The following is a 15,995-nucleotide window of genomic DNA, read 5'->3' as shown; positions in this document are numbered from 1 at the left end:
TTGAATTTATACTTATGATCTATCACGCAGAATTCATGTTCTGTTCTGCTTTTTTAAGGGAGGTGGGGGAGATCGTCGATTACGGCATATCCATTACGATGCTATATACCATGATCAAGAGCGTTTCTTTATCCGGTTATGATGTGGACACCTTTTGCCGGGACAATGGTCTGGACCCCAGATTGCTGCAGGATCCGGAAGCCCGCATTGGGGCAGAGCAGCATGTGAAGCTTGCTTGTGCGGCGGCAGAGCTTCTGGAGGATGAGCATTTTGGACTTCACCAGGGTTCTCAGATGGAGAGATGGCGGATCTTGGAGTGCTGGGGTATACGATGGTGCATTCGGGGACCATTGGGGAATGTATTCACGCCTATCAAAGATATTATGCAACGGTCTGCAGCGGCTATGATATACGGCTCTCTAGGCAGGGTTCAGAGGCGGTACTCACTTTATCGCTGGAAGAGCTGTCTTATCCGCCATCAAGACATTGTGTAGACGATATGGTGAGCTCGCTTGTTCATATCATGATTCGGCTTAGCGGCAGAGCTATCGAGTTCAGCAGGATAACGCTCATGCATCCGGAACCGGACAGCGGAGATGAGTACAGGAAAGTGCTGGGTGTGCAGCCCGAGTTTAATAAGGAGCATACAAGTCTGTATTTTCCTCAGAAAGTACTGGAGTATCCGGTGCTTTATGCCGATGTCCGGCTTGCCGGATGGTTTGAAGAACGGACTTCAGATGTACTCCTTAAGCTGAAGGCCGGCCGTCATTTTACGGATGAGCTCACAAGGTGGATCATGGAGCAGCTCAGGGTCAGCCTGCCAAGTATATCGGATGCTGCAGCGTATTTTCATATGAGCACGAGAACGCTCCAGGCTAAGCTTCAGCAGGAGAATACGACATACACAAGGCTGCTCAATGATATTCGCAAGGAGCTTGCGCTTAGATATCTTAAGGAGCCGGAGCAGTCCATTGCGGACATTGCTTATTTGCTTCATTTTTCGGAGGACAGTGCGTTTCAGCATGCTTTTAAAAAATGGACAGGGCTCGCTCCAGGACAATATCGTACAATTGGCGCGAAGTAATTTTTTTTCGTGCAACCTTTGCGATCAATTAGCGTTATAAGGCTTAACGTAATATCGCTTTTTAAGTGAAGGGAGTGCAGAAGTGAAGAATACTAGGCGAAGGACGGGGAAACGTCTCTTTTATACGTTGATTGGACTGGTGATTGTGTTTTTTATGATGACGGCAGGTATCCCTGCTCCATTCATTATCATAGGTATTATATATATCGTCGTGCAATTGCTTATATCACTACTAGTAAAGAAGCGGCCTAAGCAATAAACAAGCCTCTTATATTACAGCGTGGTTGCTGCAGACAGAAATAAAGCGCCCGGGATGATTCCCGAGCGCTTTTCTATGTTACCTGTACAATTCTACGTATTTCCTTAGGAAGCGGTATGCTCCGTCCAGGAGGCGAGACGTTTATCGGTTGGCAATAGGAAGGTGAGTACCCCCAGCAGCGGCATGAAGCTGCAGACGAACATCACCGTGTTAATTCCTGCTGCGTCGATCCAGTTGCCAAGCACCAATGAGCCAAGGCCCCCGAGTCCAAAGGCAAGACCTGTGATCATGCCGGATACGGTACCGATCTTGCCGGGCACGAGCATTTGGGCATAGACGACGGTTACGGAGAAGCTGGACAGCATGATGAATCCGATGATGGTCAGCAGTACTCCTGTCCAGAACAGATTCGCATAAGGCAGAATCAGTGCAAGCGGAGAGGCCAGTGCCATAGACGCCAAAATGACATTACGTTTACCAAAACGGTCCGCCAGCGGTCCGCCCAGGAAGGTACCCACTGCACCTGCTCCCAGGAACAAGAAAATAAAAATCTGTGCATCTTCCGTCGAAAGCGCAAAGGTATCCTTCAGGAAGAAGGCATAGTAGCTGCCGATCGATGAAATATACCAGGACCGTACAAATACGAGCAGAACGAGTACGACAAAGGCATACATAATTTTGTTTTTTACTGCAGGGTTCATTACACCTGCGTTTGCTTTTTTCTTGGCGTATCCTGCGCTTCGAAGGGTTCTTCCGTACCATCTCGCGATGTAGATTTGAACGGCAATTCCGACCATTGCCAGGGCTGCGAAGCCAAGTGAGCCCATGAGTCCAAAAGGAATGAATACCCAGCGGGTTAGAAGCGGTGCCAGCGACTGTCCTGCATTACCTCCAACCTGAAAGATAGATTGAGCCAAACCGCGGCGATTGCCTGCCGCCATATGGGATACCTTGGAGCCTTCAGGATGGAAGGCAGCCGAGCCTAATCCGACCATAATCACCGCCAGCAGGATGGCCAGATAACTATTGGCAAAGGCAAGGAAGATCATGCCTGAGCAGGTAAACGCCATACCGATCGGAAGCAGTGCTGGCGTTGGCCGTTTATCGGAGAAATAACCTACGACCGGCTGCATGATCGAAGCGGTGATATTCAGGGCGAATGCGATCCATCCCATCTGACTGTAGCTGATCCCCATGTTATCCTGCAGCACCGGAAAGATCGCGGGAATGACGGATTGCACCGAATCATTGAGCAGATGCACTAGACCAATGGCAATCAGAATGGGGAAAATGGTAGTCTGCGGATCACTGCCCGGACGCGGCAGCAGCCGGGCGCCAGAACCGCCGGCTTTTGTTAACGAATTGAGTGACATGTGATGGTCTCCTTTGAAGTACAGGGAAGAAAAGATAAGGTGTAATCGATGCCAATCATCCCCTGCATAGTTAACTGAACAACCGTAAGCAACGAAGATTCTCTCATCATATGGCAAAAATTACTTAACCTGCAATAGCGGAATAACGGTAAATAGCAAAAGGAGCCCCTTCACTGCAAAGTGAAACGGCTCCATACACCTGTTAGCTTGGAATCTCGATTAACGGTTATCGATTTTCTCCGGGTACATATCATGCTGGAACAAGCGCTGCGTAGCCAGCTCTTCATACTTGGTTCCCGGACGGCCATAGTTGCAGTATGGATCAATGGAAATTCCGCCTCTTGGCGTAAATTTACCCCATACTTCAATGTAACGCGGGTCCATCAGCTTGATGAGATCATTCATGATAATGTTGACTACGTCCTCGTGGAAATCTCCATGATTGCGGAAGCTGAACAGATACAGCTTCAGCGATTTGCTCTCGACCATTTTGATGTCTGGAATGTAGCTGATATAGATGGTCGCGAAGTCAGGCTGTCCGGTAATCGGGCACAAGCTCGTGAACTCCGGGCTGTTGAATTTCACGAAGTAATCTCTGTAAGGATGCTTGTTATCGAAGGTCTCCAGGATGTCAGGGTCATATTCAAAATTGTATTTCGTTCCTTGATTGCCAAGCAGGGTAATATCCTGCAGTTCATCGGATTGGCGTCCGGCCATTGTCATCATTCTCCTTGGGTGCGGAACAATTTATCGAGGAAAAGCGTTCGGTTTTTGGCTGAATCACTCCGGTTGACTGCGTCAAAAGTCGTTCTTCATCCAAAAACCTCACTGCATATACTGAAAATTGCTTCCGCATTATTATTGTGTGCTGGTGGGCACTGCTCGCTGATATTCGGCTCGCAGGCCCGATGTAAAAGCGTTCGGTTTTTGGCTGAATCACTCCGGTTGACTGCGTCAAAAGTCGTTCTTCATCCAAAAACCTCACTGCATATACTGAAAATTGCTCCGCTAAACTCCGCGCTTATTGCCCCACACTAGCGTGTGCAGCTGTGGAAGCACCCTCACCTCATTCATATCAGGCAGCTCCATCGTTCGGTCGATCAGCCATTCATATCGATGCAGCAGGGAAGAGGCATGGTTCTCCACATCACCAGTGGTAACATCCGGGTTGCCTGTTTGCAAGTACATGGATACTTCCGGGTAGCGCTTATGCACCTTACGTGCATACTCCAGATCCTTCTCATCAAAAATGACGACTTTCAGGCTGTAAGCTGTGTCACTCGCCCGGTTAGCCAGACGCTGAACGATCTCATCAAGCTTCTGCCAGTCCGTTGTCATTCCTGAGCTTGGCGGCTTCGGAGATAGTGTGACTTCACTGATATCCATCAGCCAGTCCTGCCATTTGGAGCCTTGAGTCTCGACGGCCGTACGAATGCCTCTAGCCTGCAGCAGCTTCACGAGCTCTCCCATCTGAGGCAGTAAGGCCGGATTCCCTCCGGAGATCGTAACGTGGGAGAAACGGTCACCGCCAATTGAGGTAAGCTCACTCCAGATGTCCTCGCTGCTCAGCAGACGAATCTGATCCTTGGCACTGCCATCCCAGGTAAACGCCGAGTCACACCATGAGCAGCGGTAATCACAGCCAGCCGTTCTGACGAACATCGTTTTCTGCCCAATGACCATCCCTTCTCCTTGAACGGTAGGGCCAAAGATTTCGAGCACAGGGATGGGACGATGAGCGGGAGATTTTCGCTCGGACGGAGCAGTCGATAGATCTGTGCTATTCATCAAGCATCCACTCCCGTCTGACTTCCGCATAGCTGGTTGGAGTCTCAAACAGTCTCACAAATTCGGTCCGTCCACCTTCGATTTGTGTCTTATAAGGCTCACTCTGCAGCGCAGCCTCCATTTGTTCATAGATCCAGACCACCATATTTTCCGCCGTTGTATTCATCGCTGGCAGTGTTTCATTCAAATATTGATGATCGAGATAGCCTTCAATTTGTGTCTTCCAAATTTCTTTGACATCTCCAAAGTCCACGGTGATCCCCGTCTCACCAGGAATACCACTGATACCGAAGACGACTTTGTAGGTATGGCCGTGCAGATTCTTGCATTTACCCTCATAGCAGTGCAGATGATGCGCCGCGTCAAAGGTAAACTCCTTGCTGACAAGGACCCGCTTCCGGTGATAGCGGAGCTGCTCCTGCTGAATGTCCTCACCTATACGCTGCAGCCGTTCTACAATCCGAAATGTGCCGGGTTCTGGTCTCATCACTTTGCACCGCCTCGTTCAGTCAAATATTCATCAAGCCCTGCTTTGCGCAGCTTGCAGGCAGGACACTCTCCACAGCCGTCACCTTTAATGCCGTTGTAGCAGGTCAATGTACGCTCGCGTACATAATCAAATGCACCCAGCTCATCCGAGAGCGCCCATGTTTCGGCTTTGTTCAGCCACATGAGCGGCGTATGAATGACAAACTCATAGTCCATCGCCAGATTGAGCGTGACGTTCAGCGATTTGACGAACACATCACGGCAATCCGGATATCCGCTGAAATCTGTTTCGCACACGCCTGTAATGATATGCCGTGCGCCTTTTTGCTTGGCCATTACTGCTGCGAAGCTTAGAAAGAGATGATTTCGGCCGTCTACAAAAGTACTCGGCAGCTGTCCCTCTTCCTGTGTGATCTCAATGTCGCTGCGTGTAAGTGCGTTCGGCGAGAGCTGGTTCAACAGGCTCATATCAAGAACGGTTTGCTCTACATCAAGATCGCGGGCGATATCGGCAGCTACCTCAATCTCCAGCTTGTGCCGCTGTCCGTAGTCAAAGGTAACGACCTCCACTTCAGCAAAATGCTTCTTCGCCCAGAACAGGCAGGTCGTGCTATCTTGACCGCCGCTGAATACGACGATTGCTTTTTCATTTTTAAACATAAAAAAACCTCTCCATCTTCTAGAATTTGCGTGCCGTAAATACAGTACGCTTCAAAGGAAGAAAAGAGAGGTTCCCTAACTCGTTCAACAAAAAACAGGCCTCTGCTCTACGGGCAGGGCTCATATATAGATTGACGTTTCAAGATGACAGGCATAAGAAAAAAACAATCCAGGTAACTCTAACCAAGCTGTATTACAGCCATAGTCAGGTTACAGGCCCAGACAGTAAATTTAAAGTTCATCTTTGACAATCTGTATAGTTTTTTATAGAGGGAGTTCGCGAACCTCTCCCATGGATCTCATCCATGGATTTCAATTTTCAGTTGTCATATAAGCTAATCATAACAAAAGTTCCAGTAAGTATTATATCAGAAAAACCGAACATTAGAAGCTATTTTTCATTATCCACATTTTACTTGATCCACACATTGCCAAAGGGCAGCATTTCACGCATCAAGCGCTTAAAGAAGCCTTCATCATTAATATCGTTCTCCAGCTTCTGATTCTCCCGGCCGGCCTGGAACAGAACGGTTCCGTGACCGGTCATCTTCCAGTGGTAGTTCATATGCTGACTGGCAAGGTGATTGCCGTACACAGTAAGCTCTAGCTTCGCATTCTCCGGATAGGCAATGATGCTGCCTGCATCCACATATAATGGAGCGGTTGGATGAAGCTCTTGTTCACAGACCTGTCCTTGGGTCAGGATCCCGATCGTACCTTTTCCGGAAAATTTCATCTTGATCGCATCCCGGGTAATGAGCATGTTCTTCAGCTTGAGAATTCGGGTCTGCATTTCAATTCCATCGCTATAAAATAGTAAATGACGAAAATCGTACAGCAGATCGCTGTGCTCCTCCAGGTCGATTCTTTTCATCGTAATACCAGGCGGGAGGGCACATACAAACTGGCAAGGCCCGCTCATTTCAGAGCGGATCAGCTTTCTTTTGCGGTACATGCCCTGGATGTTTGTCAAACGATCGTTCCGACCGCTTGAGGGCCCCCGATAGGCAACGATTTGCTGAGGATGGAGGATATGAATCTTGTCCTGCTCCGTCAGTGAAAAGGTTGCTGCTTGTCCGGACATACCCGGCGCATCCATACTTTGTGAGATTTGCATTGATCGAGATAATCTCCTCTAATCGATTGATTGTCACTATGTGCATTGTAATCCTGGCGGGATCTAGTGTCTTGAAGCTCTGCGCATTCGGAACCGAATAACTCGGATGAGCACAAAATACCCGATGACGAGCAGGACACCCACAATTGCCGTATTGATGACCTTCTGCTGCGCAGCCTTACGGTCAGCCTCGGCCTGCTGCATCTGTGAAACAAGCTGATTCAGATTGGCATTCTGCTTCATGAGCTCCTCATTCTGCTGAATCAGGTCTTCGTTTCTCTCCTGGAAGGCCTCCATGTTTTGCTTGGCGCTGTTCAGCTCATTCATCGTTTGCTCATAGCTTTGCTGCAATTGATTGACTTCCTCAGGGAGCTTAGAGTACTGCTCGTAACCGTTATATAGATTCTCCCAGAATCCCGCATGTGTTCGGGCGTCGGATATGAATAGAGTGATACTGTATAGGACCATAGTGAGAAGTGACAGCTTGATTCCTGAATTTTTCATTCCATCACCACCTTATCTTGAGAATACATACAAGTGGTTGTTACCCGTTGTGAGTTCAGCGAAATCTGTTATTTTTATACGAGATTATTTTATTAATTGTTTCATATTTCACCATTGTTTGCTAATGAAAAGTTTGTAATGTTCTTGTTTAATCTTGTGGATAAGAGGGTAAGTAGAAGAAGGAACGACACGAACTTAGAGCTCATCACCGTCCATTTCATAATTGCCTAGGATACGAAGCGAATAAACATATATAACAAATGAGAACGCAAGGATAATAGAAGGAGAACGATAACAATGATGAACAATCAAATGGAAAAAGAAGTACACAAGACGATTATGATTACAGTAAACGGAAAACCAGTAGGAAGCGGATATGTATTCGACGGCTATACATTGGCTCCAATAGATAACGAGCGATTGAATACCGAGGATAATGTAGTAACAGTTTAAACGCATATATGAAGTCACTCACGATAACCACTGATCCTTTGAGATCGGTGGTTTTTTGTCGTTTTAAGTCGAATGAGCAAAGCTGGAACGCGTAAAGTCACATTTTTTTGCAATATTTTGTACCGAACATATGTTCCGTGACAATCAGTTGTCGATTTGAACTGTTAGTATTAAGAAAAGCCTTACAGGGGAGGAGAAATGATGAGTTCGATATTGGACGTATTTTGTACCTGGAATCGTGAAGTAATTTCTGTCTCTGGAGAAAACTCACTATATCTGCTGATGGAGTGGCGCAGCGGTCCTCCTGCCAAGAGACAATCCAAGCTCATGCCCAAGCTCTTATATCGTGATGTAGAGCTGCTGCTTAAGCCCGAAGACGGAGTTGTTATTAAAGCAGTACACGGAGCCAGAGCCAAGGAAACGGATGCCGGCTGGGTCTTGCAAATGGGAAGCGCTTATAAAGGAAAAACCAAAACATTACTGCTTGAGCTGGCAGTATCTTCACAATCTGCCGGTAAGAAGTCAGTGTGCTCCGCCTACTGGAGTGCCTTCAAGACGAAACAGGAACAGCGCGTTCTCTTGCGAAGGGAGCAGATCTATTTACAAATATCGGCTCACTTGGGGCTTATGAACAAGCAGCCCGATCTGAGAGTTCAGAAACATGTAAAGCTGAGCGAGACGACGGGGATCATGAAGCAGGCACTTCGTGCTTTTGAAAGAGGAAGAACAGAGGAAGGCTGCGAAATCATTAAGCGGCATACGGATGAACTGCTGATTATGGCTGTAAGATCCGGAGATCTAGAATATTACCGCGAAGCTCAGATCCTGATCCAGTTAGGCGAATATTATCAAATGACATACGAGAAATTAAATGATGAGCATAGCGACACCGTCAGAGAATCATCCGGTACCTATTATCTTGAAGAAGATGAGGAAGATTTTATGGAGAAGCAGGCCAAATAATGAGATTTGATGACGAACAGTCTAGAACGATATCATCCGTTGTCTGCAGCGTTTATTATCGTATGAAGTTATACATAATGAAATAAAGGGTAATAACCGATATAAGTCTAAAGTACTATGTGAAAGGATGACGATAAGAATTTTACTAGATAGAATGGACTATATGGATAGATAGCTATAGAACATGAGTTCATTTTAATATGTTGAGTTTATCGTTGCAGGAGGATACGCATGACAGAGCGACTTATTCGATTAATGCGCATTATTACCTTGGTACAAGCGAAGCCTGGTATCTTGGCGAGAGAGCTTGCTGAACGCTGTGAGACGACGGAGCGTACAATTTACAGAGATATGGATGCCCTAAGTGCGATGCATATTCCGGTTGTGAATATGGGACATGGCCGGGGCTATCAATTTATTAGCCGATTTGCACTTTATCCGCTGAACTGGACAGAGGAAGAAGATGCAGCCTTTGCAAAAGTAGCAGAGGAGATGGATCAGATTAAGCCGATCCTGCCCTCTGCTTTTGAAAGTGCTTATGAGAAGGTCATGGCTGCAAGCCTTAAGAAGAACAATGAGCGAGTAGAATGGGCAGAGCAATTTGCAGCGGTTATGAAGCTGGGAGCTGGTTATGACACTGAGCAGGATGAGAAGGTACTGGTATCCATTATCCAAGCTTCTGTCTATCAGAATACGATGGAAGTGGCGTACTCTTCACCAGCTGAAGGAACAGAGGGATATATGGATGGAGGAGCTGGCGATCGGTTAAGAATTGATCCCTATTATCTGCTTCCGAAGGAGCATCATTTCTATGTAATTGGTCATTGTCATCAAACGAATCGTGTTGAAGCTCTCCGGATGAGCTGTATCAGAGAGGTAGAAATCATGACACAGACATTTCGACGCGAAACAGCGGAGCTGCAATCGTTTTTTAAAGAAACATGGTCTGTACATAAAGGTCACGAGCACACTACATACAAGGTTCGATTTAAGGCGCATGCTGCAGATCGGGTTAGAAGAAGTGAGATGCTGGTACAACCCGTGTTAATAGAGGAGCCAGGAGGAAGCCTGCTTCTTGAGGTAACCTTGAATGATCATAAGGAGTTCATGGACTGGCTTGTCCAATTTGGATCAGATGCGGAAATTCTCGAGCCCCCGCAGTATCGAAATGAGTTGCGAGCGAGGCTCAAGACTTGGCTGGCGTTGTATGAGAATGAGGGTGGTATAGAGGCTTAATATTACGAATATCACGAATCGGACGATCCCAGCAATTTTGCCAGATCTCCAAATGGATTGTGCTTGTCTTCATCTCCGCTGGAATATACGAGCTTGGATTTGGTTCCTTCCTCTTCGGCTGCATTATTCTGCTCCAGCTTGAGTTGGTTGAAATGATGGATAAATACTTTGGCTGTATTCAGAGCGTCATCCAGTGCACGGTGCTGGGTTCCATCAAACTCGATGCCGCATAGCATTAGGGCCTGACTAAGGCCAAGCTGACGTGGACCGCCTTCTTTGCGAAGGATTCGCGAGATTTGTTTCTGTACATCGTTATGATTCATGATCCAGTTGACCTTCATTTGGTGTGTACGGCAATGGGAGACGAATTTGCTCTTATCATCCGGACCCCATGAGCATAGATAGTAGGACTCAGGAAGCCAGTTAATGAGCTCTTTTACTGCTTCAGGGAACAGCGGAGCTGCGTCGATATCCTTTTGTGTAATGCCTGTAAACTGGATGGTGTCCGCAGAGAGCACCGATTTATTAGATGGTCTTACATACGTGTGGAATGTATCCATTACAGCCAGTGTGCCTTCTTCGCCCACGGGAGCTACCCTGACTGCACCGATATCAATAATTTCAGAAGTGTAGCGTGTGCTTCGACTAACGGTAAATTCCAAATCATAAATAATATAATCTAACATGATTAATAACTCCTTTCTGCTTGAGATGAGGCCTGTATACTATATTACCTGGTAGCTGCAAGACTGTCAGCGTATTTTCTTTCCACTTGGTGTTTAGAATGATAGAAGTGAGCACGTTATATGGAAAAGGATTGACAATAATCAGTAAATCTATTATTCTGCTCTGTAAAATGTGAACAGCAATGAACAAGGACATGGTATATGGTAATAGCTTCCTGTCAGAGAAGAGATCCGTTAGTGCTGAGAGATCTCCAGGCAAGCTTCTTATACTCCTACCTTGGAGCTGCATGTGGATAGGTTATTTGTTTGTATCCATTTGCCGGAAGCTCGGCACGTTAAGCCGAAAACAGAGGATCTCGCTTTGAAGGAAGGGCATGCCCGGCTTGTTCGAGCAAGATTAAAATTAGGGTGGTACCACGACACTTTCGTCCCTGACGAGAGTGTCTTTTTTGCGTTTTAGCACACACACAAGGAGGATTACCAGTATGAAACAAAGTCAGCTGCTCGCCCCAACCTTAAGAGAAGCGCCTGCAGAAGCGGAGATCAGTAGTCACAAACTGCTGCTGCGTTCAGGCATGATTCGACAAACGGCTTCTGGAGTGTACAGCTTCTTACCACTGGGGAGAAGAGTGCTTCTTAAGATTGAGCGAATTATTCGTGAAGAAATGGACCGTATTGGTGCACAAGAGACCTTGCTGCCTTCCTTGCAGCCGCTTGAGCTATGGGACGAATCCGGGAGATCAGACGATTATGGACCAGAGCTGATGAGATTACAAGATCGGCATGAACGTCCTTTTGCGCTGGGGCCAACTCACGAAGAAGTCATTACATCTCTTGTACGTGATAATGTGCAGAGCTACCGCCAGCTGCCTGTGACACTCTATCAGATCAGTACCAAATATCGGGACGAGCGAAGACCTCGATTTGGTGTGCTTCGCGGCCGGGAATTTATAATGAAGGATGCATACTCGTTCTCATCGACATATGAGGATTTGGATACGACCTATACAGCAATGAGTGAAGCTTACTCCCGCATATTCACACGCCTGGGTCTGAGATTCAAGCAGGTCGAAGCCGATGCCGGAACGATTGGAGGCAGTGGTGAGACCCATGAGTATATGGCACTTGCGGACATCGGTGAAGATACCATTGTTTTCTGTACCCACTGCGACTATGCTGCTAATCTGGAGAAGGCGCGGTATGGAATCGGTCCGAATCAGGATAACAGCAAAGCTCTGGATGCCGAGCAGGAGCAGCATAGAACTACGGCTAAGGTGAAGGTACACACACCGGGTGTGAAGACCATTAGCGAATTAACACTTTTTTTAAAAATGGCAGCTCAAGATGTAATCAAGACCTTGCTATATGTGGCTGATGGCAGACCTATAGCCGTGCTTATTCGCGGCGATCATGAGGTCAATGAGATTAAACTGCAGAAGGTGCTTGGAGCACACACCCTTGAACTCATGCCGGAAGAAATGAGCAGAGAGCTAAATCTGCCTGTTGGATATCTGGGTCCATATGATCTTTCGATGACAGTCATTGCTGACCACGCGGTCGCGAAGATGACGACGAGTGTTACTGGCGCTGGAGAGCAGGACTATCATTACGTTCAGTCCGTGCCTGGACTGGATTTCACTTGGGATGAAGTTCATGATGTGAGAAATGCAGCCAGCGGTGATACTTGTCCCTCATGCGGTACAGCGCTGTCCTTCGAGCGAGGGATTGAAGTAGGGCATATATTCAAATTGGGTACAAAATATAGCGATGCAATGGGAGCTTCTGTCCTCGATCAGCAAGGGCAGCCGCAGGTGCCGATCATGGGATGCTACGGAATTGGAGTGTCGCGTTTAGTGGGAGCTGTGGCAGAGCAATATGCCGAGGACGGTATGATGCACTGGCCTGCATCGATTGCCCCGTATCATGTGCATATTATTCCTGTATCAAGCAAGGATTCGGTTCAGATGGAGCTTGCTAACGAGATGGAGAAAGCCTTGTCTCAGCTGGGACTCGAAATCCTGGTCGATGATCGCGATGAACGGCCGGGAGTCAAATTCAAGGATGCTGATTTGTTCGGGATACCGCTGAGAATTATTGTAGGAAGAGAGGCTGCCGACGGGCGAGTGGAATGCAAGCTGTATACCGAAGCGAAGCCTGAAGGAAGTCTTGCGTCCAGCTGTTCTCTAGCGGAAATTATTGATCTGGCGAAGCTGCATCTTATACCCTATTTGAGATAGTCAAAATGGATAATATAATATATTCGATTCTGCAAGATTTGACCCTGCCATATATCCTAACCTTGGTATAGAGGCAATCTATCATTTTCTGATAGCTGACATTAAATGGCTGGAAACAGAGAAAAGTCCTGAACCTTGAGTTCAGGACTTTTCTTGAATGGCATCAAGCTTAGATCAAAATCTAATGTCGTCATATGATATTCTTCGTCTTACTTATCTCGTGGGTTTGCTATAAAGATCATTCATAGGTTAGTGTGACTTAGTACCTATTCTGTACGTAAATTATTACATATGTCACACTCGATTCACTCCTAAATAATTACTATATAACTATAATATCGGATTCTTGTTAAGGATATTAATAGTTTTTTGAATATTTTTAGAATTTATTTAGAAGCCCAGTCCATATCATACGACTTTTGATCTATAGATAGTGCGTTTTTAAGAAGCAGAAGGTAATTTTAATGTTTGACCTGGATAAATCCAGTGAGCATTTTTAATCTTGTTGAGCTTTTGGATCGTTTGCCAGGTTGTACCGTGTTTCTTCGAGATCGAGTAGAGTGTATCACCAGATTTAACGACATATACCTTTGGTTTCTCGACAGAAGGTGTTGTTGGTTTCGTTGGTTTCGTTGGTTTGGTCGTTGTATCTGGTTGTTCTTCTTCCACTGGTGCTTCTGGAGCCGGTGTCTCTTCTACAGGAGTGGTTACTGTAGGAGCTGCGGCTTCTGCGATACGTCCGTCTGTCGTTACAGCCGCACTTCCCAGCTTCTGCAGATGTGTAATCAATGCTTCGTCCAGGGAGCCGTACATACCGGCTTGAGCATACTTGGTAAACATTTCATATTCGTCACCGCCGATAGCAGTGAAATCATTCGTTGCCAGTGTGTAAGTAGCTTCAGGATCAATAGGCTCGTTGCCTACCATTACGGAATGCACGCGGCTTCCTGGCTCCTTGGCTGGATCAATCTTAAAGCTGAAACCGGAGATTTGCGGGAATCCGCCGCTCGCTTCAGGATAGCTTTTTACTCCGTTCTCTAAGGCAGCAATGACGTCTTCACCTTTAACATTCAAAGTAACGATCTGATTACCAAATGGAAGAACCGTGATAACCTCTCCTTTGGTTACCTCACCCTTCTCAATCGAAGCACGAATTCCACCGCCATTGGTAAGGGCAATATCAGCACCAGATACTTCCCGAAGTGCATCTGCGATCAGATCACCCAGATTCGTCTCGCCTGCACGAACCTTCTCGCGTGTACCTTCCAGATCTGTGGAGATCGTAGCAACGACTTCATCCAGAATTGGCGCTTGTTCTTCTGTAACAGAAGCCACAAGAGCAGCTACTTTCTCGTTAGGAGCGATGCCTGCAGCTTCGGTCTCATCAATCAAGGTTGCTTTCTTGGAGACGACTTTGCCTTCATCTACCCATAGATCAACCACACCGACATAATTCGTATATTCGCCGGCGCTTGCAACGAGTGTACCATTGTCAGCAACGAATCCGTCCTCCAGCACCGTATGGCTGTGTCCGTCGATATAGATATCAATGCCGTCGACTTCGTCCAGAATGTCAAAGGTGTTGTCCATATCTGAATCATCTTGACCGATATGGGCGAGCATAACGACAACATCTACTTCATCGCGGATTTCATCTACATATTTTTGAGCTTCATCCGAAGGATCGGTAAAATCGATGTCATCTACGTTCTTAGGGTTCGTCTTATAAGCTGTCTCTGGCGTTGTTAATCCAATGATACCGATCTTAACTCCATCTACTTCTTTAATAATATAAGGCTCGTACAGGCTTGTCCCATCGCTTTTGAGTCTTACGTTAGCACTGATCGTTGGGAAATTAAGCTTGTCAGTCAGTGTAACGAGATGCTCCCAGCCATAATTGAATTCATGATTGCCGGGAACGAAGGCATCATAGCCCATCTCGTTCATGACTTTTATAATACTCTCTCCATTTACCAGTGTAGCAAAGGTCGTCCCGTGTACAGCGTCCCCTGCATCGAGAAACAGGGTGTTCGGGTTCTCCGCACGGTATTTGTCAAAAATCCCTGCTACCTTGGCGTAGCCCATATTCGGTGAAGACTCGACTGCGCGGGCGTGTGAATCATTCGTATGTAATAGTGTAATGTGTGTCCCGCTGTTGTTCGGAGTAGAAACAGAACCTGTTGTTTCTGAAGCGGCGCTGGCAAGTCCTAAAGAACTAAATAATAGTGCAGCAGCCGCAGCTGAAGAAATTGCTGTTTTCCATTTAAACATAGATGGCCAACCCTCCCAAATTTTAACTTAAGCACATTCTATCAAAGAAATTAAATATAATCTTCATCATTTATGTAAAATATCTGCCGCCAACTTGACGTGAGGGTCTTTTTTTCACAAATTGTTACAAAATAGCTCGAAGTATACCATATTATCCCTTTGCGGTAAGTTTCTATTCCAGGTCCTGATCTGTTCCTGTGCGATGTACGCGCATCTGAATAACGAAGCAGGAAGGGTTATGATGACTCCGTCTCGAGACCGATTCATTTTCATACTTGCAGTTCAGACCCTAAGCCGACGTTGAACAGCTGGATTACCGGTACAATGAGTTCAAATAGAGGAACAGGGAGAGGGTTACGGATGAGAGATGAATTGATGGTAAACATGGTACGTATGGAAGAACTGAAGCTGCATTATCTAGGACATGAGCGGCAGCCTTCGTTCTATAATAATGGGTCAGAGAAGTCAGTTGTAAATAAGACATTAAAGACAAGATTGTTAATTGCGATCTCAAGCCTGTTCGGAAGAGGGTAAGGAGCAGGGGGTTGCAGAGTACAGACGACATAATAGTTCATGTGGAGGCGAATCTTCCCGATAACAGGGATCATTCGCCTTTTATACGTTAATTTGAAGTTAGAATATATTACATGATATATATAATATTGAAAACCATGACAGATAACCTATTGAAATTTACCAATATTTACTGTAAAGTATGGACAACTTATCACAAAAACACCCTGCTTCATGTTATTTCTTAAATTTAAACCTCACTATGTCAAACAAATAGACATACTCCGATCTTAATCAACTAGACCATCATCAAATTCCACTTCTCTGTAATGAGCTGCGAAATGGGTTCACCAGACTATTAT

General features: G+C 46.2%; 16 protein-coding genes, 1 pseudogene and 1 riboswitch. Of the genes and pseudogenes, 8 read left to right on the top strand and 9 right to left on the bottom strand.

Going from position 1 to position 15,995, the window contains the following annotated elements; all coding sequences use genetic code 11:
• Window positions 1-14: 14 nt before the first annotated feature.
• The 3 genes and pseudogenes from BLW49_RS29515 to BLW49_RS28870 form a co-directional block, all read left to right on the top strand.
• Window positions 15-284 (top strand): annotated as a pseudogene (locus BLW49_RS29515) (AraC family transcriptional regulator ligand-binding domain-containing protein); the annotation flags it as partial.
• A gap of 17 nt (window positions 285-301) precedes the next feature.
• Complete coding sequence (locus BLW49_RS18825; RefSeq protein ID WP_090726160.1) at window positions 302-1,084, top strand: helix-turn-helix transcriptional regulator; 783 nt, start codon at window positions 302-304, stop codon at window positions 1,082-1,084.
• 82 nt (window positions 1,085-1,166) lie between these two features.
• The gene (locus BLW49_RS28870) at window positions 1,167-1,343 is read left to right on the top strand and encodes a hypothetical protein (protein ID WP_177178793.1); all 177 of its coding nucleotides are present in this window, start codon (window positions 1,167-1,169) and stop codon (window positions 1,341-1,343) included.
• Between the two features lie 104 nt (window positions 1,344-1,447).
• On the opposite strand, the gene BLW49_RS18820 is transcribed toward BLW49_RS28870, so the two are convergent.
• From BLW49_RS18820 to BLW49_RS18790, 7 genes are all read right to left on the bottom strand, one after another.
• Window positions 1,448-2,716 carry an MFS transporter gene (locus BLW49_RS18820; RefSeq protein WP_090726158.1) on the bottom strand — a complete coding sequence of 423 codons (1,269 nt, stop codon included), beginning with the start codon at window positions 2,714-2,716 and terminating at the stop codon, window positions 1,448-1,450.
• Window positions 2,717-2,935: 219 nt separating this feature from the next.
• On the bottom strand, window positions 2,936-3,433 hold the full coding sequence (gene queF, locus BLW49_RS18815; RefSeq protein WP_090726156.1) for a preQ(1) synthase: 498 nt from the start codon (window positions 3,431-3,433) through the stop codon (window positions 2,936-2,938).
• A gap of 291 nt (window positions 3,434-3,724) precedes the next feature.
• Window positions 3,725-4,504 (bottom strand): 7-carboxy-7-deazaguanine synthase QueE, encoded by a 780-nt coding sequence (gene queE / locus BLW49_RS18810; RefSeq protein ID WP_076312062.1) that lies wholly within the window; start codon window positions 4,502-4,504, stop codon window positions 3,725-3,727.
• Window positions 4,497-4,991 carry a 6-carboxytetrahydropterin synthase QueD gene (gene queD / locus BLW49_RS18805; RefSeq protein WP_047912229.1) on the bottom strand — a complete coding sequence of 165 codons (495 nt, stop codon included), beginning with the start codon at window positions 4,989-4,991 and terminating at the stop codon, window positions 4,497-4,499. The genes queE and queD overlap by 8 nt, the downstream gene beginning before the upstream one ends.
• The gene (gene queC / locus BLW49_RS18800; RefSeq protein WP_076312061.1) at window positions 4,991-5,653 is read right to left on the bottom strand and encodes a 7-cyano-7-deazaguanine synthase QueC; all 663 of its coding nucleotides are present in this window, start codon (window positions 5,651-5,653) and stop codon (window positions 4,991-4,993) included. The genes queD and queC overlap by 1 nt, the downstream gene beginning before the upstream one ends.
• Window positions 5,654-5,903: 250 nt before the next feature.
• Window positions 5,904-5,947: riboswitch (PreQ1 riboswitch) on the bottom strand.
• 118 nt (window positions 5,948-6,065) lie between these two features.
• Window positions 6,066-6,770 carry an AIM24 family protein gene (locus BLW49_RS18795; RefSeq protein WP_090726154.1) on the bottom strand — a complete coding sequence of 235 codons (705 nt, stop codon included), beginning with the start codon at window positions 6,768-6,770 and terminating at the stop codon, window positions 6,066-6,068.
• 63 nt (window positions 6,771-6,833) lie between these two features.
• Entirely contained in the window at window positions 6,834-7,274 is a 441-nt protein-coding gene (locus BLW49_RS18790; RefSeq protein ID WP_090726151.1) for an MreC domain-containing protein, read from the bottom strand.
• Between the two features lie 297 nt (window positions 7,275-7,571).
• Between BLW49_RS18790 and BLW49_RS28865 the strand changes: the two genes are divergently transcribed.
• The 3 genes from BLW49_RS28865 to BLW49_RS18780 all read left to right on the top strand — a co-directional run bounded on the left by BLW49_RS28865 (window position 7,572) and on the right by BLW49_RS18780 (window position 9,926).
• The gene (locus tag BLW49_RS28865) at window positions 7,572-7,727 is read left to right on the top strand and encodes a hypothetical protein (protein WP_177178792.1); all 156 of its coding nucleotides are present in this window, start codon (window positions 7,572-7,574) and stop codon (window positions 7,725-7,727) included.
• 198 nt (window positions 7,728-7,925) lie between these two features.
• Window positions 7,926-8,690 (top strand): hypothetical protein, encoded by a 765-nt coding sequence (locus BLW49_RS18785; protein WP_143042136.1) that lies wholly within the window; start codon window positions 7,926-7,928, stop codon window positions 8,688-8,690.
• A 231-nt stretch (window positions 8,691-8,921) separates the two neighbouring features.
• The gene (locus BLW49_RS18780) at window positions 8,922-9,926 is read left to right on the top strand and encodes a helix-turn-helix transcriptional regulator (RefSeq protein WP_076312058.1); all 1,005 of its coding nucleotides are present in this window, start codon (window positions 8,922-8,924) and stop codon (window positions 9,924-9,926) included.
• 11 nt (window positions 9,927-9,937) lie between these two features.
• Here BLW49_RS18780 and BLW49_RS18775 read toward each other — a convergent pair whose 3' ends face one another.
• Window positions 9,938-10,612, bottom strand: coding sequence for a 3'-5' exonuclease (locus BLW49_RS18775; protein WP_076312057.1), 675 nt, complete (start codon window positions 10,610-10,612; stop codon window positions 9,938-9,940).
• A gap of 485 nt (window positions 10,613-11,097) precedes the next feature.
• On the opposite strand from BLW49_RS18775, the gene BLW49_RS18765 reads away from it, so the two are divergent.
• Window positions 11,098-12,849, top strand: a complete 1,752-nt coding sequence (locus BLW49_RS18765; RefSeq protein ID WP_090726146.1) for a proline--tRNA ligase — start codon at window positions 11,098-11,100, stop codon at window positions 12,847-12,849.
• A 441-nt stretch (window positions 12,850-13,290) separates the two neighbouring features.
• On the opposite strand, the gene BLW49_RS18760 is transcribed toward BLW49_RS18765, so the two are convergent.
• On the bottom strand, window positions 13,291-15,120 hold the full coding sequence (locus BLW49_RS18760) for a 5'-nucleotidase C-terminal domain-containing protein (protein WP_076312054.1): 1,830 nt from the start codon (window positions 15,118-15,120) through the stop codon (window positions 13,291-13,293).
• A gap of 360 nt (window positions 15,121-15,480) precedes the next feature.
• Here BLW49_RS18760 and BLW49_RS28860 point away from each other — a divergent pair, with 360 nt between their 5' ends.
• Window positions 15,481-15,654, top strand: a complete 174-nt coding sequence (locus BLW49_RS28860; RefSeq protein ID WP_177178791.1) for a hypothetical protein — start codon at window positions 15,481-15,483, stop codon at window positions 15,652-15,654.
• The last annotated feature ends 341 nt before the right edge of the window (window positions 15,655-15,995 follow it).

The organism is Paenibacillus sp. PDC88, assembly GCF_900106725.1.
Taxonomy (GTDB): Bacteria; Bacillota; Bacilli; order Paenibacillales; family Paenibacillaceae; genus Paenibacillus; species Paenibacillus shunpengii.
The sequence above is the reverse complement of the archived record's forward strand: the minus strand, read 5'-3'. Positions and strand labels throughout refer to the sequence as shown.